The following is a 26056-nucleotide window of genomic DNA, read 5'->3' as shown; positions in this document are numbered from 1 at the left end:
GGCTTTGGCTTCATTTAGACAGTCATTTTCATGCTATGGAAGCATTGAATAGACAAAATCTCGATTAATTGGAGTGTTCTAACTCGAGTTGCTCCGCCTTTTGGTAAGCAGGGTGGCTCGCCAAAAGTTCGCCGTATTTAGCAATGTTAGGGTAAAGCGCAGTTGCACCAAAGTTACCGACGATTTCAACGATGAACGACATCATAAAATCGGCGCCAGTGAGCTTCTCCCCTACAAGGTAGGTTTTGCCTTCAAGAGATTGGTTTACGAAGGTCAGGATCTTTTGATTTTCGTCATCAGCGTAACCACCAAGAAAGTTTGTTTCGGCGCCGTCTTTCATCACGAAGATCTTAAGCAGCATTGGTAAAATCCCCGAACTTTCAGCAAAGTGTAGCCACTGAGAATACTCAACGTATTCAGCTGTGCCACGTGCTGGTGCAAATTTACCTCCGCCAAACTTGTCGATGAGATACTCAGTAATCGCGCCAGATTCACTGATCACGACGCCATCGTCTTCAATGACTGGAGATTTACCAAGAGGGTGAACAGACTTCAGTTCAGGTGGTGCTAAAAACGTGACACTGTCTCGTTGGTAAGGTTTGATTTGATAGTCGACACCAAGCTCTTCCAGTAGCCAGATGATGCGCTTAGAACGTGACTTATTAAGGTGATGTAAAGTAATCATAGTTCTGCCTATTCTATCCTTGAGCTATTTTGGTTCGTTAGTTTTGATAACAAGTTTGCCGAAGTTCTGACCTTCTAACAGACCCATGAATGCTTGTGGTGCTTCGTCTAGGCCTTCAATTAGGTGCTCGCGGTAGTGCATTTTTCCTTGAGACAACCATTCAGTCATTTGAGTTGCAAACTCGTTGTAACGGTGTGCGTAGTCGTCAAAGATGATGAAGCCTTGCATCTTAATGCGCTTAACTAGAAGAGTACCCATTAGGCTAGACATACGGTCTGGACCCTCAGGAAGTGATGTCGCATTGTATTGTGAGATAAGGCCACAAACAGGAATTCGAGCGCCTGTATTAAGTAGAGGCATTACTGCATCGAATACCTTGCCGCCAACGTTTTCAAAGTAAACGTTGATGCCGTTGTCACACGCTTTCGCCAATTGTTCTGCGAAGTCATCTGCCTTATGGTCGATACATTCATCGAAACCAAGAACCTCTTTCGCGTACTGGCACTTTTCTTGACCGCCAGCTACGCCAATGACACGACAGCCTTTTAGTTTACCGATTTGTCCTACGGTAGCGCCAACTGGACCAGTTGCAGCCGCTACCACTAACGTGTCGCCTTCTTTCGGTTGGCCGATATCCAGTAAACCCATGTAAGCGGTAAAGCCTGGCATGCCCATGATGCCCAGTGCGTAAGAAGGATGAGTTGGCGCTTTTCCTAGCTTGATAAGACCTTCACCGTTCGACACGCCATAATCTTGCCAACCTGTGTAAGCCAATACCCATTCGCCAACTTCATAATTGCTGTTGTTGGATGCTTCGACCTGACACACAGTTGCACCAACCATCACCTCATCAATAGCAACTGGATCGGCGTAAGATTTTGCATCACTCATACGGCCACGCATGTAAGGGTCGAGAGATAGGTAAACCGAGCGTAGTAACATTTCACCATCATTGATTTTTGGTGCGGCAACGGTTTCTAAGCGGAAGTTATCTTGAGTTGGTGCGCCGACAGGGCGAGAAGCCAATACGATGCGACGATTGTCTTGTTGAGTCATTGGATGTCCTTAATTTTATATTGTGTTTATTTAGAATTAGACCAGTCGTCTAGTTTTGTTTCCTAAAAATCCCGCCGTCATCAAATTGATAAGAGGGCGGGTGATTTCTTTTGAGCTAAAAAAGTCAATGCCAATAAAACGCAGTGCGCGTTAATGGCTTTCACCTTTTAAAATTTGTTCGGTAAGGCGTAATGCCGATTCTAAGCTATGTGAACTTTGGCTTAACTTGCTTAATAAACTAGCGCCTAGCCACATTGAGTATAGGTTCTGGGCCGCTTCTTGACTGTTTTCTACCGAGATAGAGCCATCTTCAATACCGCCAACAATACATTGTTGAATGGTTATTGTGACTTTCTCAGCACCTTTTAGCAGAGCCTGGCGCATAGGATCAGAAAGGTCAGAAACTTCAGCGCTGAGCTTAACCACTAAACACTTGTGTGCGTTACAGGTGCCATCTTCAGTTTTCGCCCATAGTGAAAAGTAACCCAGAATTCGTTGATAATGGTTGCCTTCACCGTGCACTAAAATGGATTCAATCTTAGTGATGTAGTTTTCAAAATAGTGCTGAATTAACGCCTCACCAAATTGCTCTTTCGATTTAAAGTAGTGGTAAAACGATCCTTTCGGTACTTCCGCTTCTTTAAGCAATTGTGATAAGCCAACGCCATTGAAGCCGTTGTTCACTATTAATTGATAGCCAACATTCAAAATATGCAGGCGTGTGTCATTCGTTTTCTCGTTCATGGTCGATACTATAATTTAAATTAGACCAGTCGTCTAGCAGCTGTGTTTTTACTTAATTATTCGTGTCAACTGGATGGTTTCCAGTGATAAGGTGCCTTAAAGCAATGACTTACGAATAAAAAGCCCCGGCATGTTCTGCATGTCGGGGCTTAACGTAATGCTCACTTTCAAGCGAGTAGATTACTGGATAGAGATTAACTCAACGTCAAAAATCAGTGTTGCTGATGGTGGGATAGGACCTGTACCACCTTTGCCGTAACCTAGCGTGCTTGGAATGAATAGGCGAACCTTTTGGCCTTCTACCATGTAAGTCAAACCTTCTTGCCAGCCTTTGATTACTTGCTTAAGAGCGAATGAGATTGGCTCGCCACGTTCTACAGAGCTATCGAAAACCGTACCGTCAATCAGAGTACCGTGGTAGTGAACCGTTACTTTGCTGTTTTTAGTTGGGTGCTCTGTACCTGTACCTTCTTCAAGAACTAGGTATTGAAGACCGCTTTCAGTCGTGATCACACCTTCTTTTTTTCCGTTCTCTAGCAGGAACAGCTGACCTTGTTCGAAGTTTTCTGCACCAGACTTATGATTTGTCCAAGTACGGTAAATCATGAAACCCGCCAAAAGAAAGACGATGACCGGGATGACAAATTTAGACATAGTAAAACCTATTGTATTTATTGCTTAGTTTATTAATGAGCTGACTAAAGCCGCGCTTATGGTTGAGTCAAAAGGTAGTTGATCGTTTTTGCGATGCCAGCAACGTCTTGGTGACCTGCTGTCAGTACTTGGTATTTGCCGTTAACGATAAACGTTGGTACTGAGTTGATCTGACCTTTTACTGAAACTTTTTCTGCTTTTTTAACATAGTCAAAAAGCGTTACCTGTTGTTCTTTGTTCAATTGGTAAGGGCTAACCAAACCGCGAGAAGTAAAAGCGGTTTCTAGCGCTTGTTGACGTTGCTCTGGTGTTGCGTCTGCACCCATTTGAACAGCGCCGAATAAGTCGTCCATGAAAGCGTGGTCTGGCGTTGCATCAAGCTGCATCACTGCTGTGTAGTAGATCATTGCGCTGATTTGAGCACTTTCATTGAATGTTACGTGCATCTTGCCAATGGTTTGGTCTGTAAGCGACTCAATCTCTGGAATTGCACTTTCCATTTGACGACAGTGACCACAGTTTAGAGAGAAGATTTCAGTGATCGGAGACAAGTTAAATTCTGTTAGAGCGGTAGGAAGTGCTTCGTATTGAACACCTTTTTGTGGCTCGTCTGTTTCACTACAACCGGCGATAACAAGTACAGCAACAATTGCAGTGATGAATTTAGTAAATGGTTTAAACATGATGTTTACTCTAGCGTTAAGAAGTCGTGAGATTCTAACTATTTAGTCGGAATTGGAAAACAATTATAAGGTAAATAAATGCAAACAGTTCGAACTAGCGAGCGAAGACAGGCTAGTTGACGGTTAACTGTGATCAAAAGCACTTTTTTAAGATGTGTTCTCATTTTGTCTAAAGTTTTTTTCTCGATGCCGATATAGACATTAGTAAATGATTTATCTGCATGAGTGGTTGGTGAAGTAATGAGATATTTAGCGATAATGTTAAGCATAGCTTTGGCTGGGTGTGAGACAACATTACCAACCGGTATGCTAGGTGATAACCTGTTAGAGACGGCACCGCAAACCGACTATGACCTGATGCACCCAGAGTGGGGTGTGGTTCAAACTACAGGTACAGCGAGCAACCGCGGTTACTCAATGCAGAGCCATTCTCATCAAAAAACCATAACTACTAACTATGGTCGTGGTGTGTCGACGAATGATCCGCTAGAAGTGTTTTTAAGACAAAACCGTATCGATTTTGAAGTACTGCCGGGTAACCACGTGATGGTTAAGCTTGAGCAACACGTGAACTTTAAGACAGGGTCAGCCTTCCCAGAGCCGGCTTATAACCAATGGTTGGACACACTTGGTAGTTACCTTTCTCAGCGCCAAGACATCGATATCGTGATTGAAGGTCATACTGATAATACAGGCACAGATCGTATTAATGATCCTTTGTCAGAGCAGCGTGCAAAAGAGGTGAAAGCTCGCTTAGAGAGCAACTATGTATCGAGTCGTTCTATTTACACTCGCGGCTTTGGTGAGTATGTTCCAGCATGTACCAACGCTTCACCGCAAGGTAAGGCGTGTAACCGCCGCGTGGAACTGATGCTGATCGTCGCCAAATAACCTTTAGCGTTTTTGTTCCCAAGTGAAGAATACGCAAATAACAGACATAAAAAATCCCTCACATTTGAGGGATTTTTTGTATCTGACTTTCGCTTAGCTTTTCAGCTTATGCAAACTGCTTTTCTAAGTAAGCAACGATGTCTGAAGACTCGTACATCCACTCAGTTTTTCCGTCTTTCTCAATACGTAGACAAGGCACTTTCACACGACCGCCGCCCGCTTCAAGCTCTGCACGGTGCTGTTCGTTATTTTTAGCATCACGAAGTTCAAACTGAACCGATTGACGTTTCATCGCGCGGCGCACTTTTACACAAAATGGGCACGCTTCGAATTGGTATAACGTGTGCGTTTTTGCTTGCTCATTCACTTGGCTTTGTTCTTCTTGAGAACGCTTCACGCCACGAGGGGTAAAAATAAAATTTAATAGCAAAATCACACGACCTAAGAACCAACGGATAAACTTCATAACTCTCTCTACATATTTAAAATTAGCGTTACAATTTGCAGCATTATATACACAAGTTTTGTCAGATGCTCGCAACAAACCGCTAATATCTATTTTGTCCGTTCGATCGTGTGAGACTTAGCCACATTTAGCCCTAAACGCTTAGACAGTCGAGTCAGGTTTGCTCGGTCTGTTTTCAGAACTCGCCCTGCTTGTGCCCAGTTAAAGTTGGCATCTTCCAACACCTCAGTAATGATACTGCGTTGAAAATCGTCCGTTGCACCACGTAGCCCTGCAGAAAGGTCGATCGTTGGTGTCGATAATGGTGTGTTTTTCACCTGTGTCGTCGCAATTGGCTGATCTTGGTCTAGAGGACCACAATCTTCTTTGGTGATTGTCACCAGGTTTTTATTGGTGCTGCGCGCTAACGCTTTCAATGCGGAACGACTTATCACGTGCTCAAGTTCACGCACGTTACCCGGCCAACCATAACGGTTTAGGAAAGAAAGAACGTCGGAACGGAACTTAACTTGGTTGATACCAAGCTTACGACGCGCTTGTTCTAAGAAAAAACCCGCTAATAGGCTGATATCGTCACCACGATCTTTCAGTGCAGGCACCGCGATAGGGTACACACTCAATCGGTGGTACAAATCGGCTCTGAATCGACCGTCTTCAACTTCTTGTTTTAGATCTCGGTTTGTCGCTGCCAATACTCGCACATCAATGGTTTGAATGTTGTCTTGGCCAACAGGTTGAATTTCGTTGTTTTGTAGAGCACGCAGGAGCTTACTTTGAGCAGCCAAAGGCAACTCACCAATCTCATCAAGGAACAGTGTGCCGCCATCGGCTAACGCAAACTTACCTAAACGGTTTTTGTCTGCACCTGTAAATGCGCCACGTACGTGACCAAACAATTCACTTTCAACTAGGTTTTCAGGAATCGCAGCACAGTTTACGTAAACCAATGGATTACGCTTACGCTGCGATTGATGGTGCAGAGTGCGAGCGACCAGTTCTTTACCTACACCGGTGTCACCGTGAATCAGAATATTGAATTCTGAAGGTGCTACTACAGCGATGTCGTTTTTAAGTGCAACCATGGTGTCACTGTTACCGATCAACTCACCGCCGTCGCGTTCCCAAGCTTCAACGTTCAACTCTTCTAACAACTGTTTGGATTGTTTTGCTTGGTGTTCAAGCTGAGAAAAGGTCAATGCCATCTGCATGCTTGACGCCGCAATGGCTGCTAATACTTCAAGGTTACGTGCTGGAATGTTAGCGAAGACGTCTGGTTTTAGGCTGTCTAGCGTCAGAACGCCCAATAGTTTATCGCCAAATAGTAAAGGCAGTCCCATACAAGCGTGCATTGGAAGGTCGCCATCATGGTCGATCAGTAGACCATCAAAAGGGTCAGGCAGTGAACTGTCAGAATCGAAACGAACAGGAGAGCGAGATGCACATATCTCCGCAAAGCGTGGGTGCTCTGAAATGATGAACCGACGACCGAACGTGTCGCGACTGAGCCCCTGCATTGCAACGGGGACTAGCGTGTCACCTTGAAGGCTTAATAGCGCGACACAATCACACGTGATGGTTTTACGAATGGCATCGATAAGGCGGTTAAAACGATCTTGATCGTTCACACCACTTGCGAGGCCAATGGTCATTTCCATGAGGGTAGATGCGGAGATATCTTGCATAAAAAACTCTAACTGTGTGTGTTTATATACACTATAGAGTCTTATTGACTTAAAAAAAAGGTCTTTTTGACATTTTTATAAAGGCGGTTTTGAGAATAAAGCGAGTGGTGGCGGGGCTCGAAAAAGTTGGCACTGATTGTGCTGAATAGACAGTGAAGCCCAATTATAGCGCTGATTAAACAGACTATTCTTGATCTCAATCAATCAGGTGGCATTAATCAGGTTTCGCGATTTTTTGAAATGAAAACGAGTCAAAATAACTCAGTTTCTAAGAATAACTAAGCTTTCAGAAAATCGATAAGTCATTCTTAATTTTTAAGTAGTCAAAATGACATAATAGGTCATAAGGCTCAGTGTTCGGAGTAAATTCATGCTTAACAATGCACATATCGAAATCATCAAATCTACTATTCCTCTACTTGAGAGCGCAGGCCCGGCTTTAACTCAGCATTTTTATCAACGTATGTTCACACATAACCCTGAGTTAAAAGATATCTTCAATATGACTCACCAAAGAACAGGTCGCCAAGGCGTAGCACTGTTTGAAGCTATCGCGGCATATGCAAAGAACATTGAAAACCTAGCAGCGTTAACAACAGCGGTTGAACGCATTGCTCACAAACATACAAGCTTTAACATTCAACCAGAACACTACCAAATTGTTGGTTTACACCTGATTGAAACACTACGCGAATTGGCAACAGACGCGTTTACTCCTGAAGTAGAAGAAGCGTGGACAGCGGCGTACCTTTTCTTGGCTCAAGTATTCATCGATCGTGAAGCTGAACTTTACCTACAACGCAAACAAGCTGTTGGCGGCTGGGAAGCGGCACGTACATTCGTGATTGCAGATAAGATTGAAGAATCAGCACTAGTAACAAGCTTTATTCTACAACCAAAAGATGGCGGTGATGTTCTAGACTACACGCCTGGTCAATACATAGGTATCGAAGTTAAGCCAGAAGGCGCGCAATACAGCGAAATTCGTCAATACTCACTATCAGATAAGCCGAACGGTAAGCAATACCGCATCTCTGTGAAGCGTGAAGGCCATGGTCAAGAAACACAGGGCGTGGTTTCTAACCACCTACACGACACGGTTGCTATCGGTGATGAAGTAAGCCTTTACGCTCCGGCAGGTGACTTCATGTATCAAGAGCGCAGTAAGCCAGTAACGCTTATCTCTGCAGGTGTTGGTGTAACGCCAATGCAGTCAATGCTTGAGTTCCTGAATACTGAAGAGAAAAATGAGCCAGTACTTTACCTACACGCTTGTGAAAATGAAGGCCAACACTCATTCACTAAACGTGTGAAAGATATCGTTGCCGATAAAGGCTGGGAAGCGAAAACCTGGTACATGAACAAAGAAGCATCTGCGTGTGAGAATACGCACGAAGGTCAAATGAACCTAGCGTCTATTTCTGACACGAAAGGTTTTGAAGAGAGCGACTTCTACATTTGTGGTCCGGTTGGCTTTATGAAGAACATCGTAGAGCAACTAGACGCGCTAAACGTTTGTCGTTCACGAGTTCACTATGAAGTATTTGGCCCTCACGCGAACTTCTAAGATCTCTCGGTAGTTGTGTTAACACTCGCCTGATCTATTAAAAACCTTGCCTATTCAAAGGCCTCACAGTGTGAGGCCTTTTTCCGTTTGGCATGAATAATGTGTTCAGCGAGTTAGAAAGTGTTTTTGAGTTGATTAAGAACGTTTCACTTTCTTAGACATGTAATCGGGGTCAAAAAGCTCGGGCCAGTACATTTTCACGTAACCGCCTGCGACCCAAATCACTAAGATAGTTGCGATGGTGAGCTCGAAGAAGCCAAACTTGTGTAGCCAGTACCATTGTGGGTATTCTGCACCGAAAAATGTAGTTAAACGATGCATGGCGATGGCACTGATAACAGAAGGGAAGGTGACAGCCGCTATTGAAGGTTGAAACTTCAAGCGCATTAAGCGGATGTAACATAGGTAAATCAACAATGTCATGGTGATGGCGATACCTGACAATGCGCCAGTGAGAATAGGATCTGGATTGTTAAAGTTGACCAAGTACGCGGCTAAAGACAAGTTTACCGGAGCAGCCATGATTGCCAGTGTTGGCCTTGCTCTGCGTGGAAGGTTCCCTTCAAACACCAAGCGATATAGCACCACAGGGAGCATGAAGAAATAGATACCAATACAGGTTGCTGCAAGCGTTTCTGAAAATACGGTGTGGCCAAACTGTGTGCCTGCCAATGAACTACTGATCAAGCCTACTGGATATAGGAACCAACTTGGAACAATGTTCGACATTTTGAAGTTGATGATCTGGAAACTGAAGAACAACACCATCATAGTAAAATGCAGCAATAGAGCGCAGAACCATATTGGGTAGGCGATTATGGTGGAGATCTCGGCTAAATAGTCGCACAGGATCAACAGTGCCATGCTCATTGGTGCCATTAGGCTTCCACTAAGCGGGTGACGGATATCATTGATGAAGGTATTAAAGCTGGTGAGATAACGAAGTAAAACTGGCAGTAATAATAACGCGCCGAATGCGGCGAGATAAGGACGAATGATCTCACCAACCCCCGGGAGATACAGTGCCCACGCCTGTCCTAGCCCAATAACACCAAGTGCTAAAGACGCCTGTGATGGCGGCACATTTTTTACTTGGGTTAATCTTCTCCAGTTCAACGACTTGCTCCAACTTAGTTATTTATCAAACATTAGAATTTTTGCTCTAGTTAGAGCGTGCAGTTGTGCCTTCAATAGATGTTGAGGGCGCTCAACTAATTTTGAGTGGATGATACCAAGTTTAACGTTTGCTTTTTTGATTTTGATGCGAAATCGGGACATTAAGCACGTTGAATGTGTGCTTTTGTTTCATGAGTTATTTGTTATTAACGAACTTCCTCTTGTTGAGGGAGATCTTGTTGTCTCAATTTCTCGTTTTTTAGTGTGCGGTTGAGGAGTTGGCTGTAAATCGGCTGACCACCTAACATTTGGGCAATGATTACGGCACCAAGACAAGTGATGATCAACGGTAAGATCAGGTAGTAATTATTGGTCATTTCGATAACCAGTAATATCCCTGTAATCGGTGCACGTACAGTAGCTGCGAACAGTGCGCCCATACCTGCAATCGCAAACATGCCCGGTTCTATATTCAGCTCAGGAAAGAGTGCTGCCGCGATAAGCCCGAATGCGTAACCAAAGAGCGTGCCCAGTGCTAGCATCGGCGCAAAGATACCGCCCGGTGCGCCAGAGCCGAAACAGAGTAACGTGGTTAGTACGCGCCCTAAAAAGATAAGCAGTAATATATTGGTACTGTAATTGCCGTTGGTGACATTTGGGATAATGCCAATACCACCACCAGTCAACTCTGGAATATAGAGAAGCAATAGGCCAAAGCACCCGCCAAGCAAAGTACCTGTAATCAAGTAACGTTTACGGTCGTTCTTATGTATTGCGACAAACATGTCTTGTGAAAGGGTGATAAGTTTATTGAATATCACCCCAAACATACCGAACAGTACGCCCAATAATAAGAATAACCAAAGCGCACTCAGATCCGGTTGTTGATACTGAGGCATGGTAATAACAGCCGACTGCCCATTGATAGAGCGAAATACAATGTTGGCTGAAACGGCAGAAATGATGACGGCTTTGATAGAAATAAGCGAGTAGCGAAACTGCGGTCTCATCTCTTCGACAACGAACATAATCCCAGCTAGTGGTGCGTTGAATGCAGCAGCTAAACCGCCAGCCGCACCCGAAGCTAGTAAAGAGTGGCGGCTGTCATCATCTTTTACTCGGAAGATGTCAGTGACCATACGACCAATGCTACCGCCCATTTGCACGGTTGGCCCTTCACGACCTAACACCATGCCTGAACCGAGAGCGCCCATACCGCCAAAGAACTTCACGGGCAATACTCGCCACCAACGAACCGGACGCATCCCGTCCATTGCGCCTTCAATCTCAGGAATACCAGATCCTGCGGCTTCAGGAGCAAAGCGATGAACGAGGAAATAGCCAATAAAGGCGAATGCAGCACTGATAAGAAAGGCAGCTAGCCAAAGTGGTAAATAGCTTCCAATCTCGTCTTTTAGCCAATCGGTACGTGTTTCTGTGATGAAATGAACCGCAACTTCGAAATAGGTACCAACGACACCGGCAAGGACACCAACAATGCACGAGAGGATGAGAACTGAAACGGGAGCTTTGTCTCTAGAAAGAAATTGGTTAATAGCACCCCTTGGCATTTTTGCTAAAAGGGATTGCTTAAATTTCTCTCTATTGGTCATTGAAGGTTGGTTCCTGAGTTGATGCGGTGGGGCTGTCGTAAATTATACGCCTCCCTTGCTTATCCTATAGCAGCAAAGATGCAAAGTTGAATTTCATTTATGAAAGTAGTGTATTACATAAATAAGATCTATGGACAATATAGTGGAATCACCGTCACAATTTTGATCGTTTCTCGGGTGGTAACTTGAATTACCGCAAAAATGAACCATAGTTAAATCGTAAAGCAACATAACGAACCGCAAGGAGAAGTGAGGTTTTACACACAATTTGGATGGATTCAGAAACAAAGTTTTTAGTTCCTCGTTAAATGTTCAGGTCGATATCTAAGGCTTCCTGATTCGCGAACTCACGATTGAGTAACGAGGGTGAGGCGTACTCATGAAGTACGCCTTTAGTTCGTTTGGAGCATCCAAAATCTGCTTTTCTTTATTTTGCTAGCCATCAGCCAACACTCACCTCTCCCTGATGTTAATTCCTTATTGGTCAATTTTCAGCTTCTCAGCCCGACTCTCCATTTTGCGAACCCACGCTTTGCGATTCAATATGAGTATAAACAAGTGATTGGGGTCAACTTTTCGGTAATTGTGTATATACTCCCTAAAAAAGGAGAACTGATATGACCAAAAAAGTTCCTACAAACATAATTACGGGTTTCTTAGGTGTTGGTAAGACGACAGCTATTTTGAACTTACTTAAAAACAAACCTGAGAATGAAAACTGGGCTGTACTGGTAAATGAGTTCGGTGAGATCGGCATTGATGGTGCATTGATGACAGACCAAGGTGCTTTGATTAAAGAAGTACCAGGTGGTTGCATGTGTTGTACTGCTGGCGTGCCGATGTCGGTGGGCATTAATGCGTTGCTCCGTCAAAAGCCAGACCGTTTACTGATTGAGCCAACAGGTCTAGGGCACCCAAAGCAGGTTATTGCGACCCTGACTTCAGATCAATACACGCCATACGTTGATCTTAAAGCGACGCTAGGTTTGGTTGATCCGCGTAACTTATCCAACGAAAAGTACACCTCTAATCAGAACTTTAATGATCAGTTAGACAGTGCTGATGTGATTCTTGGTACTAAAGTTGACCTTGTTCACTCTGAAGACATCGATGTATTTAACGATTGGGTGACCGATCAAACACCCGCAAAAGTATTCCATAAGCTGATTCACGATGGTGAAGTGCCTTTGGAAGTGCTGGACATCGAACGTGTATACGGTAGCGCTTCAACTCATATTGAATCGCACCATCATGATCACGCTGAACAAGAACCTCAATTCGAACTTCCGCCTGGCGAAGCGTTCATCCGAAAGGAAAACAAAGGGCAGGGGTATTTCAGCTGTGGTTGGCTATTTGGTGCAGAGTATAAATTTGATTTCGATGCGCTATTCTCAATGCTGTCTGATTTGACGGCTGAGCGCGTTAAAGCGGTGGTCAACACTGACCAAGGTTGCTTTGCTTTCAACGTCGCGAATCAAGTTGTTTCAGTCAATGAAATCACACTTGATGGTTTTGAATCACGATTAGAAGTGATCGACTCACAGCTTATGCCTTGGGGCGACCTAGAGCAGATCTTGCTCAAGCTGTGTGGCATCAAATAGGGTTTATTCTCTGTTTGAGCCCAATAATCGGGTGTTTGCTTCGCGGTTCGTGTGGTAAACACCAGATTAAGTGAGAAAATTTGCGTTATATCACGATAAATGTGAGATAAATCACTCTAATTACTTTATAGTGCTCGGCTGAAATAAGAATGTAGGCTGTCTGCTTAAGGAACTCGTAACAATGTCATTTTCCTCTCAAGGTTTTGCTCCTGAATTAGTCAAAGCGCTGACTGAGTGCGGTTATGAAAAACTCACTCCAATTCAACAAAAAGCAATTCCAATGGCTCGTAAAGGCCATGATATTTTTGCTACTGCTCAAACCGGTACAGGTAAAACAGCGGCATTCTCATTGCCTGTTATCCAGCATCTACTGAACAGTGGTAAAAAAGCATCTCGAGGAACGGCTCGTGGCCTTATTTTAGCTCCAACTCGTGAGCTAGCAGCGCAGATTGCTCAAAACATTAAAGATTACGTTAAATACACAGAACTAAGCGTTTCTGCGGTATACGGTGGTAACAAGATGTCTTCACAGGTTCGTCAATTAGAACTGGGTGTGGACATTCTGGTTGCGACACCAGGCCGTTTAGAAGAGCACTTAGAAGCGGGTAACGTGTCTATTGCTAACCTAGAATTCCTAGTATTTGATGAAGCTGACCGTATCTTAGATATGGGCTTTATCAATGCGGTTCGCAAGATCATGTTAGATGTAGAAACTTCTCCACAAATCATGATGTTCTCTGCGACAACATCAACTCAGTTAAACCAACTGTCGGTTGATATCTTACGTAAGCCAAAACGTATCAGTGTTGAGCGTGAAAACTCAACAGCTGCAACGGTAGGTCACGTAGTTTACCCTGTGGATCAAGAGCGTAAAACAGAGCTACTTTCTGAGCTGATTGGTCGTAAAAACTGGCGCCAAGTGTTGGTGTTTGTGAACTACAAAGAAACCGCAAATGAAGTGGTTAAAGAGCTTAAGTTAGACGGCATTAAAGCTGTACTGTGTCACGGTGATAAAGCACAAAGTGCTCGTCGTCGTGCTCTAGATGACTTTAAAGAAGGTAAAGCACGTGTGATGGTGGCAACCGACGTTGCGGCTCGTGGTCTTGATATTGAAGACTTACCACACGTGATTAACTACGACATGCCTTTCTTAGCTGAAGATTACGTTCACCGTATTGGCCGAACTGGTCGCGCGGGTAAACAAGGTCATGCTGTCTCTTTCGTTAACCGCGAAGAAGAACTGACAGTTGTTCAAGTTGAGAAACTGATTCAACAACGTATTCGCCGTGTTGAGCAACCAGGTTATGAGCCTAAGAAACGTGATGCTTACATTGAGAAGCTAAACACGAAAGCGGCATACAAAAACCGCCAAGGTCGTAAGAACAACGCGAATGATGCTCCACAAGACCAAGCAAGTGCAGAACGTCGCCTAGCGATGATGAAGCGAATTAAAAACCGTCGTAAGTAAAATTACGGTTGGTAATGAAAAAGAGCCACTGTATTGTGGCTCTTTTTCGTTGTGTCGCTAAGTATAAGGTCGCTCCTTACAAAGACAGCTCAACAAGCTAAACAATCAAATAAAAATAAGTCGATAAGGTAATAATATGGATAGCGCGCTACTTTGGGCTTTCATCCCCACGTTTTTCTTTGTATCAATCACGCCCGGCATGTGTATGACTTTGGCCTTAACGCTTGGTATGAGTATTGGTTACAAGCGCACATTATGGATGATGATCGGTGAGCTGGCAGGTGTTGCTGTTGTGTCGGTCGCCGCTGTATTGGGTATTGCTTCAATAATGCTGAACTACCCGTGGTTATTTGCTGGCTTTAAGTTCGTTGGTGCAGCATATTTGTTCTACCTAGGTATTCAGATGTGGCGCTCAAGAGGCAAACTGGCGATCAGTACTGATAATCAAGACACCCAAGTGAACAATGATTGGGATCTGGTGGTTCAAGGCTTTGTTACTGCGATTGCAAACCCGAAAGGCTGGGCGTTTATGATTTCTCTGCTGCCTCCTTTTATTAACAGCAGTAAAGACTTAGCACCGCAGTTGTTCATTCTCGTGTCGATTATTCTTGTTTCTGAGTTTGTTTGTATGACTCTGTACGCGACAGGCGGTAAGAGCCTTAAGCACATGCTCGGTAAGGCTGATAATGTGAAGTTGATGAACCGCATTGCCGGCACTTTGATGATGGGTGTTGGTGTGTGGTTGTTCGTGAGTTAACTGTGATTAACGAGAGCTTGGTATGACGATGAACTTGAATGCTAGGATTCTTACTTAAACCGAAGATTGAATAGAATAGAAAAAGAGCGATAGGGCATTTGGCCTTATCGCTCTTTTTGGTTTTACATAGCTAGATGTTAGAAATGTTTCCGATCTTAGCCAGTTCTACCGATTAAACCGCGATTTCACCACCGTCCTCACGGCGAATCACAACGGTAGATGCTCTCGGACGAACGTTGCCTTGAGTCTGAGCCGTTGCATCGTCTGATGATGGCCAGTTCGCAGGGTGTTGAATGTTCACAAACAGTGATTTGAAGTCTGGGCTGATGGTAAAGCCAGTCACTTCACAACCGTTTGGACCCACAAAGAAGCGCTTTAGCTGTGCTTGATTGTTAGCATCAATTACCGCGCTGTTACCTTGGTCATCCGTTAACTGCGATGGAACGACAGCCAGCATTTGGTCGTTAGTGTAGCCTGTTACTTCGTCTGCGCCGTTATCAGTCTGAATCCACAAAATGCCGCGAGCATCAAACGCTAAGCCATCAGGGCTCGCGAATTGGTTCATGTCTGTTAGACCTGAGCGGTTGATAGATTTGTCTTCCACTGCAGGAGAGCCGAATACAAAGATATCCCAATCGAATTCGCTCGCCGTTTTGCCTTCATCCCAACGGATAACATGACCAAATTTGTTGTTTACGCGAGGGTTCGCTGAATTGGCTTCTTTGCGCTTATTGTTGTTGGTTAGCGTTAGGTAAGCCGTACCTGTCATTGGATCTACAGAGCACCATTCAGGGCGATCCATTGGCGTTGCGCCTACAAGGTCGGCTGCGCCTGCTGTATTAACGATAAGTGCTGCTTGAGAATCAAACGTATCACCTAGCTTGCCACCATTGGTGGTTTTACTGCTCAGAGTTAACGGTAACCATGTGCCTGAACCGTCGTCGTTGAACTTGGCTACATAAAGCGTGCCTTTGTCCATGTACTTGTCGCCAGCATTTAGGCGGTTGCTTGGCTCAGCGTCACGCGGGTCCCATTTCGCTTCAGAAACAAATTTGTAGAGGTATTCGAAACGAGAATCGTGACCAGAGTAGAATACGATTGGCTCGCCTTCGGTTAACTTACCAAAGGTACAACCTTCGTGACGGAAGCACCCCAGAGCAGAGCGCTTCTTCGCACGAGAGTTTGCAGTGTAAGGGTCGATCTCAACAATGTAGCCGTGACCGTGTGCTTCGTTACGATAATCGTCCATCGCTGACTCACCTGTTGGTGTTACGTCAAAGCGTGCAAATTCGTCTAAGCGTTCTTGTTTGTTACCTGAAAGTGTGTCCCAACCGTAACGCGTTTTGTCGGTAGCGATTCCAATACGTTCTTGCGCTGGCGTTGTCTCGCCTTTATTAACGAAATAACCCGGCCAGTTTTCTTCACACGTCAGGTAAGTTCCCCATGGCGTGTAGCCATTACCACAGTTGTTCAAAGTGCCGCGAGCTTGGCTGCCGTCTTGTGAGAATTTGGTTTTGGCAAACTCACTGTGAGCGACAGGGCCAGAAAGATCCATTACGGTCGCGCCAGTGTAGCGGCGGTTTAGTGGGTCGTTATCGACCATTACCCACTGGTTGTCTTCAAGCTTCACGCGAACCACACTTACGCCGTGCGCGTTGATCTCTTTGCGTACTTCATCAATGTTAGGACGAGCGCCTTCATTGTATGTCGGGCCATTAGCGTGCAATGCTTTTTGGTCAATGTATTCGTGGTTGATTACCAATAAGCCATCGTTGCTGTTGCCATCAAGCGGGAAGAAGTGCATGCCATCGTGGTGCATTCCCAGTGCGTTAGCTTGGTCTTGTGCGTTGTTTGTACCGTCTTTTAACCAAGCATTGCCATGTTTGTTAAGTGGTGTGCCCCAAGGAACGAGCACTTGTGCTGTGTAGCCTTTAGGCACAACAACACTGTCAGTCAATGAGCCTTTAACCGATTCAAACGCTAAAGTTGCGGTGCTTTTTTGCGCGCCTGTTGCTTGCATTGTTGCGGCGTTAGCTGTGCTGTGACCCGCTAAACCAAACGCGCCAAAAGCGGTCATTGCACTGATGCCTAAACCGCCTTTTAATACGTTTCTTCTTGAAAGGTTTGCATCTAGAACTTCTTCGAAGGGTTTGTTTTTACTCTTGTTAAAACGAGTGCTATCAAATGTTTCCTTGCTCATCGCGACTGCTTCCTATTGGCTGATTTTATTATTCGTTATTTATGACTTACCCTCGTACTAACTGATTGGTTAATAAGTTGGGTAAATGTGTGACCAATCGTGAAGCAGTTAAGTGACAGATTTTTATAGTTTTTATTAAGCTTTTGTTTCTGTAGCACGATTTTTGCCATAACACTTCTCATGCAAGACAAAACACTTGGGGATTGGGTTAGAACTGTGTATAAATGCTTAATCAAATGAAAAGAGAGACAGTTATGAAATTAGATAAAATCGAAAACAAAAATCGTCGCCTACGCAAAAAGCTATACCTAGGTGAATTCGCGATTCTGGGTTTTGAAGTAAGCTGCAAGACATCGATTGCTGATTTTGACCAATACGATGTGTTCATTGACGAGTTCATCGATTTCATCGACAGCATCGGCTTATGCTTTGGTGGCGGTGGCCTTGAGCTGTTTGAAGGTTTCTTATGTTCTATCGAGCGTTACCGTTCTGTAACTGAAGCAGAGCAACTGCAAGTTGCACAATGGCTTGAAGCGCGTGCTGAAGTAACAAAAGTTGAAGTTAGCGAGCTTATTGACGCAAACTACGCGTTCTAAATTGATGTTGTACTGTTAGCTTCACTTAGGGGCCTACACGGCTTTTAGAACGAGCAACAATACACCCAAACAGAGGCCGAATCGGTAAATCGATTCGGCCTTTTTGCGTTTTCTTCCTTCCTTATTCTCTTTTTAATGTTTCTCTTTTGCTTTGCTTTGCTTTGCTTTGCTTTGCGAGGCGACTAATTTCACTTAAATATCAGCGCTCTATGGGTACTTATCTGGGCTGTAATAAGTTTGTATAAACTTGTGAGACTTTTATGAGAATTCAATGAAGTTGCTGATAGATTTGGGCGTCATTCTTAGAGTCAACACCACCACAGTTCGTGGCTGACTAGATAACACGTATTTCGATGTTATTGATTTGCCAGTCACGAAAGGACTCAGTAAAGGATGGAATCAAAATGAATAAACGTACTCAAATCAGCTTAGTGATCGGCTCTGCGATGTTCGTTTTTGGAGCTGTTCAAGCCCAGGCAGCCCAGCTTGAGGTGACAGTGACGAATGCAACTAAAGGAATCTACTTTACGCCAATCTTGGCAGCGGCCCATGATTCAAGCTTGTTCATGTTTAGAACGGGGGAGGCAGCTTCTGCTGAGTTGGAATCCATGGCGGAAGGCGGAGACATCTCGGGATTATCTGGTGTAATCGCCAATGCGGGTGGTGTCGTCGTTGAGAACCCTGCGAGTGGCATTCTTAACCCAGGTGTCGCAACTACGTTTGATATCGATACGGGTGATTTAGCTTACTTGTCACTCGGCGCGATGTTATTGCCAACCAACGATGGCTTTGTTGGATTAGACAGTTGGAAGATCCCAACGCAAGCAGGTACCTATAAAGCCTCACTGAATGGTTATGATGCGGGGACTGAAGCCAATGATGAGTTAGCAGGCAGCATGCCAAACCCACCATTCATTACCTTTGGCGCTGGTGGTACAGGTGTAGAGACTGCCGTGTCTAACGCTAAGGTACATATTCATCCGGGCAACATTGGTGATAGTGATGCTGCAGGCGGTATTAGTGACCTCGATAGCAGCAGCCATCGCTGGTTAAACCCTGTGGCAACCATCACGATCGTTGTGAAGTAAGGGGGATGTATGAAAGCTAGAATTTTATTTATCGCTGCTTCTGTCGCCGTGTTAGCCGGTTGTCCTGATGATGACGGTGATTACTACCGTTACGATGTGAGTGTTACCAACCTCACGCCCAACCAACCTATGTCGCCACTTGCAGTACTGACGCACAACACCAGTTTTGATCTGTTTGAAATCGGCCAAAGTGCTTCTGTTGACCTTGAATACTTAGCTGAAGGTGGTAGTAATGCTGAACTCATCGCGCTCAGCAATAGCGACGACAATGTTTATCAAGGCATCTCAGGCAATGGGCTGATTCTTTCCGGAGAACAAGACACGGTGTCTATTCGCGTCGACCCGAATCAAGAAGGGTATATCTCTGTTGCTTCAATGTTAGTGAACACCAATGATGCGTTTGTTGGCGAATCTGGTTTATCGCTGAAATCGTTAGCGGTGGGTGACACTTTCACGATGAATATGAACGTGTGGGATTCAGGAACGGAACTCAATGACGAACTTGCAGCAACGATTCCTGGGCCTGCAGGCGGTGGTGAGGGCTTTAACAGTGTTAGAAACGACACAGATGTAGTGAGCTTCCACTCTGGTGTTATTAGCCAAGATGATGGTTTGGCGACTTCTGCATTAAGTGGCAACCATCGTTTCCTTAATCCCGGTGCACGAATCACTATTACTCGCACCGAGTAACAGGGTGAACACACGATGAAAGAATTCCTGCTCTGTTCCGGTCAATTGAAAGGTGGGCAGACTCCGAATAGAGCAGGGATAATGAATAGTGCTGCGGTAAATTTGATGGCAAACATATTGTTGGTTGAAGACGATGACGATTTGGCTGAGCTGGTGCAGATGCACCTTAAGTTCCAAGGGCATGATGTTGTAAGAACCAACTTAATTGAAAAGGCTCAAGCGTTATATCACAGAAGCCAGTTTGATTTGATCGTGCTTGATCGAGGCTTACCTGACGGCGATGGTCTCGATTTCTGTCGATTGTTACGCCAGCAAGAAGACTGGACGCCTGTGCTAATGCTTACAGCAAGAGACACTGAGCTAGATAAGGTGTCGGGCTTAGAAGCTGGGGTTGATGACTACATTACTAAGCCTTTCAGCGTGCTCGAGTTTCAAGCTCGCGTGAGGAACGTATTGCGTCGCTTAAGTCACTCTGAATCAACAGTGAAAGATGCACAATCAACCGAACCCGTAATGAGTTTTGGCGGGCTTACCATCCAACCTGAGCGTCATCAGGTTTCATTGAATAATCAAGATGTCCCACTGACTGCAACCGAATTTACCTTACTTCACTTTTTAGCCACCCGACCGGGGCGAGTCTATAGCAAAGACGAGCTGCTCAATCACGTTTGGAATACCGACCATTCTGGTTATCACCACACGGTGTGTAGCACGGTTAACCGCTTGAGAACAAAGTTGGCCATGCCGAATAGCGACGATGACTTCATCAAAACCGTTTGGGGTGTGGGCTATAAGTTCGAATCGAAAGTTTAGGCCTATGTGTCGCGTCCTAAGCTTAAGAGCCATCGAGGAGAGAACATGAGTTTCAAATCGCGTTTAGTGTTGTTTAGCAGTTTGTGGTTTCTGCTCGTGAGTGTGGTTATCGCCTATACCTATCATTGGCAAAAAGAGACCATAGAACAAAGAACTAAGCAGAGCTTACATAAAGATCTCGCGCTGCACATGCGTGATGATAACCCTCTGATGATTGGCACGGACTACAACCCAAAAGCCCTTAAATCCATATTTCATACCTTGATGTTGATTGGTCCCGATTTCGACATCTACTTTCTCGATAGTCAGGGTAATATCACGACACACGCGGCGCCAGAAGGGACAGTATTAGCGAGCCAGATCGACTTAGCGCCTATCAAACAATTTTTAAACAACGAGCCTTATCCTATTCTTGGGGATGACCCGATCAACCCCGGTTCTCACAAGGTATTCTCTGTTGCTGCGATTGAAGAGTTGGGTTCTACGGTGGGGTATCTGTATGTGTTGATTGGCAGTAACCGCCATACCGTCATTGCCAATTCACAAGTCGATACGCCTTATATGGCGCTAGCAGGACTTATGCTGATCTCTATCTTAGGCTTTGCGATTGGCGCTTACCTGCTCGTGAAACGTAGCCTGTTGAACCCTATTGAAGAGGTCACCAATAAGCTACAACAGCAAGCAGAGCAAGATTTCCGCCTCGACCCCAACTTCATACATCAAGTACCGGAGTTGGTGCCGATCGCACGTTCTTATCAGTTGATGGCGAAACACATTCAGCAGCAATTCTTACAGCTTGAGTATCAGTCTTCGCATCGCAGACAAAGCTTATTGCAGTTAAGTCATGACTTGAAAACACCATTGTCGAGTGTGTTGGGTTACTTAGAAACATGGAAGATCCAAAATCCACATTCAGATCCTCTGATTGACGTGGCTTACCGCAATGGCAATAAACTGTCTGAACAACTGCATTCGCTGCTCGATAGTGCCAAACATGACAATCCTGTCCCTACCTATCAATACGCGTCGATAGATTTGAATGGGTTGCTGAGTGAGTGCTTAGAAACGATTCAAAGCCAGTACCGCCACAAAGATGTCGAACTTAAGGTGGATATGCCTGATGGAGTAAAAGCGGCTGGTGACAGTGACTTGCTTGAAAGGTTGATTTTGAACTTGCTAGATAATGCGTTGAGGCATAGCCCAAGTGGGACAGCAGTTTCACTGAGTGTTGATTTAGAACCGGATTCAAAGCGGGTGAGGGTCGTGATTCAAAATGAGGTGGAGCAGGAAGCACCGAATGGTTCATTGGGAATAGGAACCAAGATCGCGCAGTCTATACTGATGTTGCATCACAGTGTGTTAGAAACAACAAAGGCAGAGAACTCATTTCAGCAAAGCTTTTACTTGCCTTCGATATAGCTCTTTCTGCCTTTGGTATTCGCTGGGCTGTTTTTGAATTGCAGCCAGCTAAAGATTAAGCAAGGTTACGCGTCTTTCTTCTCTTCGTTGCCTTCATTTACTTTTGCGTAGAAGTGAAGCAACTCAGTTAACTCTTTAACCCAACCGAATGCATCTTTTGGTGCGTTCTTTAAGATCTTCTCTACTTTCTCGCAGTGCACTTCAATCGCAATAGCTTCTTCAAGGTTGAAAGAGATTGAGTAGAAGTGCCAAAGTAGTAGGCGAGTCATGCGCTCAATGTTCTGTTGTGAATTGTCCGACTCAGAAAACGCTAGGTTTACTTCACCAAGAGCAATTGCCGTCATACGCAGCATCGCATCGAATTTTGCCGACTGCATGCGCTCTTCGCTGGTCACTTCTTCTTGTTCGAACGTGAACAATTCTGTCATTGCGTCTTCAGGAACAAGGCGATGGATCATTCTTAAACTAAACTCTTCTAGTTCATGACGAGGCATGGTGATTAAACAATTTAAGGTGTAGTCGCGTTGCATGGTGTTCTCTTGAATCAGCAAAAAGGTCGGACAGTTTAATGGAGAAGCGAGCTTAGAAAAAGCAGATTTTAGATAAGCCTACCTTTGTAGGCTTATCTGGATGCCGCATACCTGAAAACTAGCGGAAATGGTGAATATAAACAGCGCTACGCTTTACTATGACTTGGCGGCTGATATTGCATGGATTGGTCGTTTCTCATGAAGATATTGCTCGCGACCAAGCTACCAATACAAATAGAACCAAGGGCAAGCCAGGTCATCGCATCTGGGATCTCGTTGAACAATGGAATCGCCAATAGTGTCGCCACGGCAGGTGTCGCGCTGCCAAACGCAGCAGAACGCTCAGCCCCTAAGGTATTAACCGCATATAGGTAAGTGAATGCGGCAATTAAACCCGCTCCGACACCTTGTACTGCTGAATGAATGGCAAGCTCTGCAAAAGGCCATTGAGCGAAAGGTGCGTCCATTAAGTGACTAGGGAGTGTTCCTGTCAGGATAAGAAGGGCTAATAACAAAGTAGAGCAGAGAGAGATAAAGCCCGCACTGACCAAAGCATTTAAGTTGGCAACGCGAGCTGAGATAGTGAAGGTTGCCCACATTAAGCTCCCGCACAGGAACAGTAAGTGGCCTTTGGTGTGCTCAAAATTGAAGCTACTCAAACTGCTCCCCAAGAACAACACAATACCAAGTAACACCAAAGCTAGGCCAACGATTCGGTGGCGGCTAAGTGGTTGCTTGAAAAAGAGCACCGCAATCCCGGTTACAAACAGAGGTAGCGTGCCGGGCACTAAAGCACTTCCGTGAGAAACTGGAACGAATTGCATCGCTGTGCCAGCAACCAGTAAATAAGGCAGGCCACTACCGATGAACATACCTGCTAAGTAACGGTTAGGCACTGCTGTAATGGTATTACGCGCTTTCCACACCAAAGGTAATAAGACCAAGGCAGGAATAAGGAAGCGTGTCAGTGCGATGTCTGCGGGCGTTAAAGCTGAATTCGCACCGCCTTTAAGAGAAAGAAAAAAGCTTGCCCAGATGAGCAGAGTGACGGTAATTGATAGATAGCCAAGATTCATAGTAAACAATGGAAGTGAATGATGACTCATTATGAGGGAGAGCACCTGCCTCAAGTTGGCAAGTTTGGTTCTAACTTGATCTATCATTGAGGATTTCTGCTAACATTCCTTGGATTATTAACAAATTTAACCAATGGGTGGCTTTTGCTATGGACAGGATTGATAGGCATCTTCTCGAGTTGCTACAAAAGGATGGTAGATTGACCACGGCTGAGTTAGCGGATGAAGTCGGCTTATCCCCGTCACCTTGTGCTAGACGTATCAAAAGGCTTGAAGAAAAAGGCATTATCGACGGTTATCGCGTGAGCTTGTCTCGAGAAAAGGTAGGTGTGGCGATGAGTGTGTTTGTCGAAGTGAGCCTAAACAACCACCAAGAAGTGTCGATCGATAAATTCGAAGGTGCCATTGTCGAGATGGAAGAGGTGATCAGCTGCCATGTGGTGTCTGGCGCTTATGATTATCTGCTAGAAGTCGTTAGCCCGAACCTAATGGCCTATGAAGCGTTTACCAGAAAGCTTCAACGTCTCTCTAATGTTAAAGATATCCATACTCATCTCGCGATAAGACAAGTGAAAGGTAACGCGCCGCTTCCTGTTTACACCGACTAAGCAGAAGGAAAGGATGAGTGTTATCGAGTAGAGTGAGCTGAAAACGAAATGGGCTGATCTTTGGATAACAATGCGAAGGTGACCAAAGATCTTCCACAAAATGACAAACTCACGGCAATAAAAAACGGAGCACCTCGTGAAAGGTACTCCGTATATGATAGGTGCAAAACTTAGTGATACTTAAAGTTAGAGATTGAACAATCCCCAGTTTGTGCATTAATTCTGAATGAAAAAGCATGTGAATGATAATCCACGCCGTCATTCCAAATTGTCTCTCCAAATATCTTACATAGCTCTAGCTCACTTACTGAACCGAACTCTTCCATGTGTTTAGCTACAGATAAAAGTTTACCTCTTATCTCTGCAGTCCATTCCGTGTTACTCAAGCAGTTGAAAGCCATAGTTTTTTGCATATTACCTAGCCAAAATGTTTCTTGTTATTAAGTTATATGAAGATTCATGATAACAATTTTCTGGCGTTTGTAAATCTATTTTGTGATGAATATCTCACATAATTACTTGCATTGATTGGAAATTGAACTTTGTTGCTGATAGTTAGAACATTAGTTTTACAAGTTATTGATAAAGCGTTGATTAAGTCTGAGTTGAATACGCTTTCATCAGACGTAGCTGATTTTGCAGATAAATCTGGCGAAGCGGTTAGTTTGATTGCACGCTTTCCCGTTCATTTGATTGGCGAGCAGCATCTATCATTGTGGCTTCCTGACGATACCTAGACGATAGTTGCCTGAACTTCTCACTCAGGACATTAAGGTCTTGCGAGAGAGATTGCGAGCTCTTTACATGTGACAGTGCACTCTCTGATTGGCGCATTAGCTTGGCTTTATCACAATCTTGAGCCATTGCTTCCCATAATCGAGCAAGAGAACGAGCGCCTTCTAGCTCGGTCGATACTACATATGACTGTTTAAGCAGAACTTCGGAGATATCGTAAGCGGTATTCATGTGACTGTTGAGCTGTGTGTTAAATCTTTGCTCGTACTTTGCCCAAAGTTCAACGACTTGCTCTCCAGTGAAATGTTTCGACAGTAGGGTCTGTGACTCATAGGTTGAGAGAACTTGGTTAAATTCTTTTGTGTATTGGTTATAGCGGGTTTCAAAAGCGAACTGACGAGCTAGCAGCGTTCGCCAATCTTCACTGTTACATCCGCTTGCAAGTACGGTATTCGTACTAACAGACACACTTATGATCAGAACTTTTCCCCAGAAACTCATGACCTTCCTCTACTTATGGTGTTCTCTATAGACAGTATAGATGAGCTGTACAATGAGTTGAGGTACACTGGACATTGACTTCAAACGGAAGAGCTGGTGGATTGAATGAAAAAAGCGCTGATCGCTTTACTTGTGTTGTTAGTACTAGGCGGAGGAGGAACTGCGTATTACTTCTTCGTTATGAAAGAAGACCCAACGCCACCAGAAAAGGTTGATGAGCCAGTTGTTGAAACGATTGAGCAACCCGAAGCTGATTTAAAGCCCATTATCGAGCTAAAACCGGAGCCAGAGCAGACAGAGTTTTATGTATCAGATAGGAAGCTGAAGGTGGTAGAGCAGCCTGAGGTTGACGGGTTAATAACGGACTATCTCTATAAAGGTGAAAAAGTAGAAGTGCTTGAGAAGCAAGGTGATTGGGGACGCATCTCGGATTACATTGTTTTAAAAGAAGGTGGCTCACAAACAGCAGAGTGGGTTTCCATGTCTGGCCTATCGAATGATGAAGTGATTATTTCTGAGAAAGAAAACAAAGAGATATTGGACTCTTATTTGGTTAAATCTGATGACCTTAAGCTATACCAAGAGACATTTCGCAATTCCGTTGCTAAGTTGATCTCTGAAGGTGAATGCGAACCTGGTGATTTTGAAGAGCTAGGTGGTTGGGTCAAATCAGTTCGGTATAAAGATCGTGATGTCTACTTTATTTACTGTGGTGGATTATCTCTTGAAAAAAAAATTTATCTTGATGTAAATACAAATGAAATATTTAAAGATTAAGAGACATCAAATTATTACCGTTGAGAATGTAAATAGTCGA

26 protein-coding genes are annotated in these 26056 nt (G+C 44.5%); 12 read left to right on the top strand and 14 right to left on the bottom strand.

Going from position 1 to position 26056, the window contains the following annotated elements; translation table 11 throughout:
- Positions 1-64: 64 nt before the first annotated feature.
- The 5 genes from OH460_RS18405 to OH460_RS18385 all read right to left on the bottom strand — a co-directional run bounded on the left by OH460_RS18405 (position 65) and on the right by OH460_RS18385 (position 3822).
- On the bottom strand, positions 65-685 hold the full coding sequence (locus tag OH460_RS18405; protein ID WP_269999081.1) for a glutathione S-transferase family protein: 621 nt from the start codon (positions 683-685) through the stop codon (positions 65-67).
- A 24-nt stretch (positions 686-709) separates the two neighbouring features.
- Positions 710-1741: an NADP-dependent oxidoreductase gene (locus OH460_RS18400; protein ID WP_269999080.1), complete on the bottom strand. Its 1032-nt coding sequence runs from the start codon at positions 1739-1741 to the stop codon at positions 710-712.
- Positions 1742-1891: 150 nt separating this feature from the next.
- Positions 1892-2485 (bottom strand): TetR/AcrR family transcriptional regulator, encoded by a 594-nt coding sequence (locus OH460_RS18395; RefSeq protein ID WP_008219345.1) that lies wholly within the window; start codon positions 2483-2485, stop codon positions 1892-1894.
- Positions 2486-2665: 180 nt separating this feature from the next.
- Positions 2666-3139: an FKBP-type peptidyl-prolyl cis-trans isomerase gene (locus tag OH460_RS18390; protein ID WP_269999079.1), complete on the bottom strand. Its 474-nt coding sequence runs from the start codon at positions 3137-3139 to the stop codon at positions 2666-2668.
- A gap of 56 nt (positions 3140-3195) precedes the next feature.
- Positions 3196-3822 carry a thioredoxin domain-containing protein gene (locus OH460_RS18385; protein WP_269999078.1) on the bottom strand — a complete coding sequence of 209 codons (627 nt, stop codon included), beginning with the start codon at positions 3820-3822 and terminating at the stop codon, positions 3196-3198.
- Between the two features lie 258 nt (positions 3823-4080).
- Between OH460_RS18385 and OH460_RS18380 the strand changes: the two genes are divergently transcribed.
- Positions 4081-4713: an OmpA family protein gene (locus OH460_RS18380; RefSeq protein ID WP_008219336.1), complete on the top strand. Its 633-nt coding sequence runs from the start codon at positions 4081-4083 to the stop codon at positions 4711-4713.
- A 106-nt stretch (positions 4714-4819) separates the two neighbouring features.
- Here the strand turns inward: OH460_RS18380 and OH460_RS18375 are convergent, their stop codons facing one another.
- Together OH460_RS18375 and norR are read right to left on the bottom strand one after the other, a co-directional pair.
- Positions 4820-5179, bottom strand: a complete 360-nt coding sequence (locus OH460_RS18375; RefSeq protein WP_269999077.1) for a glutaredoxin family protein — start codon at positions 5177-5179, stop codon at positions 4820-4822.
- Between the two features lie 89 nt (positions 5180-5268).
- Positions 5269-6861 carry a nitric oxide reductase transcriptional regulator NorR gene (gene norR, locus OH460_RS18370; protein ID WP_061030835.1) on the bottom strand — a complete coding sequence of 531 codons (1593 nt, stop codon included), beginning with the start codon at positions 6859-6861 and terminating at the stop codon, positions 5269-5271.
- Between the two features lie 370 nt (positions 6862-7231).
- Between norR and hmpA the strand changes: the two genes are divergently transcribed.
- A complete protein-coding gene (hmpA, locus tag OH460_RS18365; RefSeq protein WP_061030836.1) occupies positions 7232-8428 on the top strand; it encodes an NO-inducible flavohemoprotein in 1197 nt (398 codons plus the stop codon).
- A 135-nt stretch (positions 8429-8563) separates the two neighbouring features.
- Here hmpA and OH460_RS18360 read toward each other — a convergent pair whose 3' ends face one another.
- Both OH460_RS18360 and clcA read right to left on the bottom strand, forming a co-directional pair.
- The gene (locus OH460_RS18360) at positions 8564-9544 is read right to left on the bottom strand and encodes a TDT family transporter (protein WP_171730738.1); all 981 of its coding nucleotides are present in this window, start codon (positions 9542-9544) and stop codon (positions 8564-8566) included.
- A 206-nt stretch (positions 9545-9750) separates the two neighbouring features.
- Positions 9751-11157, bottom strand: a complete 1407-nt coding sequence (clcA, locus tag OH460_RS18355) for a H(+)/Cl(-) exchange transporter ClcA (protein WP_105058272.1) — start codon at positions 11155-11157, stop codon at positions 9751-9753.
- A 617-nt stretch (positions 11158-11774) separates the two neighbouring features.
- Between clcA and OH460_RS18350 the strand changes: the two genes are divergently transcribed.
- The 3 genes from OH460_RS18350 to OH460_RS18340 all read left to right on the top strand — a co-directional run bounded on the left by OH460_RS18350 (position 11775) and on the right by OH460_RS18340 (position 14983).
- Positions 11775-12758, top strand: a complete 984-nt coding sequence (locus OH460_RS18350; RefSeq protein WP_061030839.1) for a CobW family GTP-binding protein — start codon at positions 11775-11777, stop codon at positions 12756-12758.
- A 181-nt stretch (positions 12759-12939) separates the two neighbouring features.
- Positions 12940-14226 carry a DEAD/DEAH box helicase gene (locus OH460_RS18345; protein WP_004740103.1) on the top strand — a complete coding sequence of 429 codons (1287 nt, stop codon included), beginning with the start codon at positions 12940-12942 and terminating at the stop codon, positions 14224-14226.
- A 136-nt stretch (positions 14227-14362) separates the two neighbouring features.
- Positions 14363-14983 (top strand): LysE family translocator, encoded by a 621-nt coding sequence (locus OH460_RS18340; protein ID WP_105058271.1) that lies wholly within the window; start codon positions 14363-14365, stop codon positions 14981-14983.
- Positions 14984-15155: 172 nt separating this feature from the next.
- On the opposite strand, the gene OH460_RS18335 is transcribed toward OH460_RS18340, so the two are convergent.
- Positions 15156-17183, bottom strand: a complete 2028-nt coding sequence (locus OH460_RS18335; protein ID WP_269999076.1) for a PhoX family protein — start codon at positions 17181-17183, stop codon at positions 15156-15158.
- Between the two features lie 254 nt (positions 17184-17437).
- On the opposite strand from OH460_RS18335, the gene OH460_RS18330 reads away from it, so the two are divergent.
- The 5 genes from OH460_RS18330 to OH460_RS18310 all read left to right on the top strand — a co-directional run bounded on the left by OH460_RS18330 (position 17438) and on the right by OH460_RS18310 (position 21789).
- Positions 17438-17779, top strand: a complete 342-nt coding sequence (locus OH460_RS18330; protein WP_008219317.1) for a YggL family protein — start codon at positions 17438-17440, stop codon at positions 17777-17779.
- Between the two features lie 404 nt (positions 17780-18183).
- Positions 18184-18867, top strand: coding sequence for a spondin domain-containing protein (locus OH460_RS18325; RefSeq protein ID WP_269999075.1), 684 nt, complete (start codon positions 18184-18186; stop codon positions 18865-18867).
- A gap of 9 nt (positions 18868-18876) precedes the next feature.
- Positions 18877-19557 (top strand): spondin domain-containing protein, encoded by a 681-nt coding sequence (locus tag OH460_RS18320; RefSeq protein WP_269999074.1) that lies wholly within the window; start codon positions 18877-18879, stop codon positions 19555-19557.
- 81 nt (positions 19558-19638) lie between these two features.
- A complete protein-coding gene (locus tag OH460_RS18315; protein WP_269999135.1) occupies positions 19639-20370 on the top strand; it encodes a response regulator transcription factor in 732 nt (243 codons plus the stop codon).
- A gap of 45 nt (positions 20371-20415) precedes the next feature.
- Complete coding sequence (locus OH460_RS18310; RefSeq protein ID WP_269999073.1) at positions 20416-21789, top strand: sensor histidine kinase; 1374 nt, start codon at positions 20416-20418, stop codon at positions 21787-21789.
- Positions 21790-21854: 65 nt separating this feature from the next.
- Here OH460_RS18310 and OH460_RS18305 read toward each other — a convergent pair whose 3' ends face one another.
- Positions 21855-22319 carry a hypothetical protein gene (locus OH460_RS18305; RefSeq protein WP_008219313.1) on the bottom strand — a complete coding sequence of 155 codons (465 nt, stop codon included), beginning with the start codon at positions 22317-22319 and terminating at the stop codon, positions 21855-21857.
- 146 nt (positions 22320-22465) lie between these two features.
- Positions 22466-23395, bottom strand: coding sequence for a DMT family transporter (locus OH460_RS18300; protein WP_269999134.1), 930 nt, complete (start codon positions 23393-23395; stop codon positions 22466-22468).
- Between the two features lie 149 nt (positions 23396-23544).
- On the opposite strand from OH460_RS18300, the gene OH460_RS18295 reads away from it, so the two are divergent.
- Positions 23545-24003 (top strand): Lrp/AsnC family transcriptional regulator, encoded by a 459-nt coding sequence (locus OH460_RS18295; RefSeq protein WP_102423585.1) that lies wholly within the window; start codon positions 23545-23547, stop codon positions 24001-24003.
- Between the two features lie 170 nt (positions 24004-24173).
- Here OH460_RS18295 and OH460_RS18290 read toward each other — a convergent pair whose 3' ends face one another.
- Positions 24174-24416, bottom strand: coding sequence for a hypothetical protein (locus OH460_RS18290; RefSeq protein WP_017062621.1), 243 nt, complete (start codon positions 24414-24416; stop codon positions 24174-24176).
- Positions 24417-24663: 247 nt separating this feature from the next.
- Positions 24664-25239 carry a hypothetical protein gene (locus OH460_RS18285; RefSeq protein WP_269999072.1) on the bottom strand — a complete coding sequence of 192 codons (576 nt, stop codon included), beginning with the start codon at positions 25237-25239 and terminating at the stop codon, positions 24664-24666.
- Positions 25240-25344: 105 nt separating this feature from the next.
- Here OH460_RS18285 and OH460_RS18280 point away from each other — a divergent pair, with 105 nt between their 5' ends.
- On the top strand, positions 25345-26016 hold the full coding sequence (locus tag OH460_RS18280) for an SH3 domain-containing protein (protein WP_269999071.1): 672 nt from the start codon (positions 25345-25347) through the stop codon (positions 26014-26016).
- The last annotated feature ends 40 nt before the right edge of the window (positions 26017-26056 follow it).

Origin of the sequence: Vibrio sp. Makdt, assembly GCF_027587015.1 — a bacterium.
Lineage (GTDB): Bacteria > Pseudomonadota > Gammaproteobacteria > Enterobacterales > Vibrionaceae > Vibrio > Vibrio chagasii_B.
Note: the sequence above shows the minus strand (reverse complement) of the source record. Positions and strands in the feature narration are given on the sequence as shown.

Excerpts from the sequence above, each read along its gene's own strand:
- OH460_RS18395 (WP_008219345.1), bottom strand. The coding sequence starts at position 2,485 with ATGAACGAGAAAACGAATGACACACGCCTGCATATTTTGAATGTTGGC.
- OH460_RS18330 (WP_008219317.1), top strand. The coding sequence starts at position 17,438 with ATGAAATTAGATAAAATCGAAAACAAAAATCGTCGCCTACGCAAAAAG.
- OH460_RS18325 (WP_269999075.1), top strand. The coding sequence starts at position 18,184 with ATGAATAAACGTACTCAAATCAGCTTAGTGATCGGCTCTGCGATGTTC.
- OH460_RS18400 (WP_269999080.1), bottom strand. The coding sequence starts at position 1,741 with ATGACTCAACAAGACAATCGTCGCATCGTATTGGCTTCTCGCCCTGTC.
- OH460_RS18310 (WP_269999073.1), top strand. The coding sequence starts at position 20,416 with ATGAGTTTCAAATCGCGTTTAGTGTTGTTTAGCAGTTTGTGGTTTCTG.
- OH460_RS18300 (WP_269999134.1), bottom strand. The coding sequence starts at position 23,395 with ATGAATCTTGGCTATCTATCAATTACCGTCACTCTGCTCATCTGGGCA.
- OH460_RS18290 (WP_017062621.1), bottom strand. The coding sequence starts at position 24,416 with ATGCAAAAAACTATGGCTTTCAACTGCTTGAGTAACACGGAATGGACT.
- OH460_RS18320 (WP_269999074.1), top strand. The coding sequence starts at position 18,877 with ATGAAAGCTAGAATTTTATTTATCGCTGCTTCTGTCGCCGTGTTAGCC.
- OH460_RS18335 (WP_269999076.1), bottom strand. The coding sequence starts at position 17,183 with ATGAGCAAGGAAACATTTGATAGCACTCGTTTTAACAAGAGTAAAAAC.
- OH460_RS18305 (WP_008219313.1), bottom strand. The coding sequence starts at position 22,319 with ATGCAACGCGACTACACCTTAAATTGTTTAATCACCATGCCTCGTCAT.
- OH460_RS18380 (WP_008219336.1), top strand. The coding sequence starts at position 4,081 with ATGTTAAGCATAGCTTTGGCTGGGTGTGAGACAACATTACCAACCGGT.
- clcA (WP_105058272.1), bottom strand. The coding sequence starts at position 11,157 with ATGACCAATAGAGAGAAATTTAAGCAATCCCTTTTAGCAAAAATGCCA.
- OH460_RS18285 (WP_269999072.1), bottom strand. The coding sequence starts at position 25,239 with ATGAGTTTCTGGGGAAAAGTTCTGATCATAAGTGTGTCTGTTAGTACG.
- OH460_RS18405 (WP_269999081.1), bottom strand. The coding sequence starts at position 685 with ATGATTACTTTACATCACCTTAATAAGTCACGTTCTAAGCGCATCATC.
- OH460_RS18340 (WP_105058271.1), top strand. The coding sequence starts at position 14,363 with ATGGATAGCGCGCTACTTTGGGCTTTCATCCCCACGTTTTTCTTTGTA.
- OH460_RS18375 (WP_269999077.1), bottom strand. The coding sequence starts at position 5,179 with ATGAAGTTTATCCGTTGGTTCTTAGGTCGTGTGATTTTGCTATTAAAT.
- OH460_RS18385 (WP_269999078.1), bottom strand. The coding sequence starts at position 3,822 with ATGTTTAAACCATTTACTAAATTCATCACTGCAATTGTTGCTGTACTT.
- OH460_RS18315 (WP_269999135.1), top strand. The coding sequence starts at position 19,639 with ATGAATAGTGCTGCGGTAAATTTGATGGCAAACATATTGTTGGTTGAA.
- norR (WP_061030835.1), bottom strand. The coding sequence starts at position 6,861 with ATGCAAGATATCTCCGCATCTACCCTCATGGAAATGACCATTGGCCTC.
- OH460_RS18345 (WP_004740103.1), top strand. The coding sequence starts at position 12,940 with ATGTCATTTTCCTCTCAAGGTTTTGCTCCTGAATTAGTCAAAGCGCTG.
- OH460_RS18350 (WP_061030839.1), top strand. The coding sequence starts at position 11,775 with ATGACCAAAAAAGTTCCTACAAACATAATTACGGGTTTCTTAGGTGTT.
- OH460_RS18280 (WP_269999071.1), top strand. The coding sequence starts at position 25,345 with ATGAAAAAAGCGCTGATCGCTTTACTTGTGTTGTTAGTACTAGGCGGA.
- OH460_RS18390 (WP_269999079.1), bottom strand. The coding sequence starts at position 3,139 with ATGTCTAAATTTGTCATCCCGGTCATCGTCTTTCTTTTGGCGGGTTTC.
- hmpA (WP_061030836.1), top strand. The coding sequence starts at position 7,232 with ATGCTTAACAATGCACATATCGAAATCATCAAATCTACTATTCCTCTA.
- OH460_RS18295 (WP_102423585.1), top strand. The coding sequence starts at position 23,545 with ATGGACAGGATTGATAGGCATCTTCTCGAGTTGCTACAAAAGGATGGT.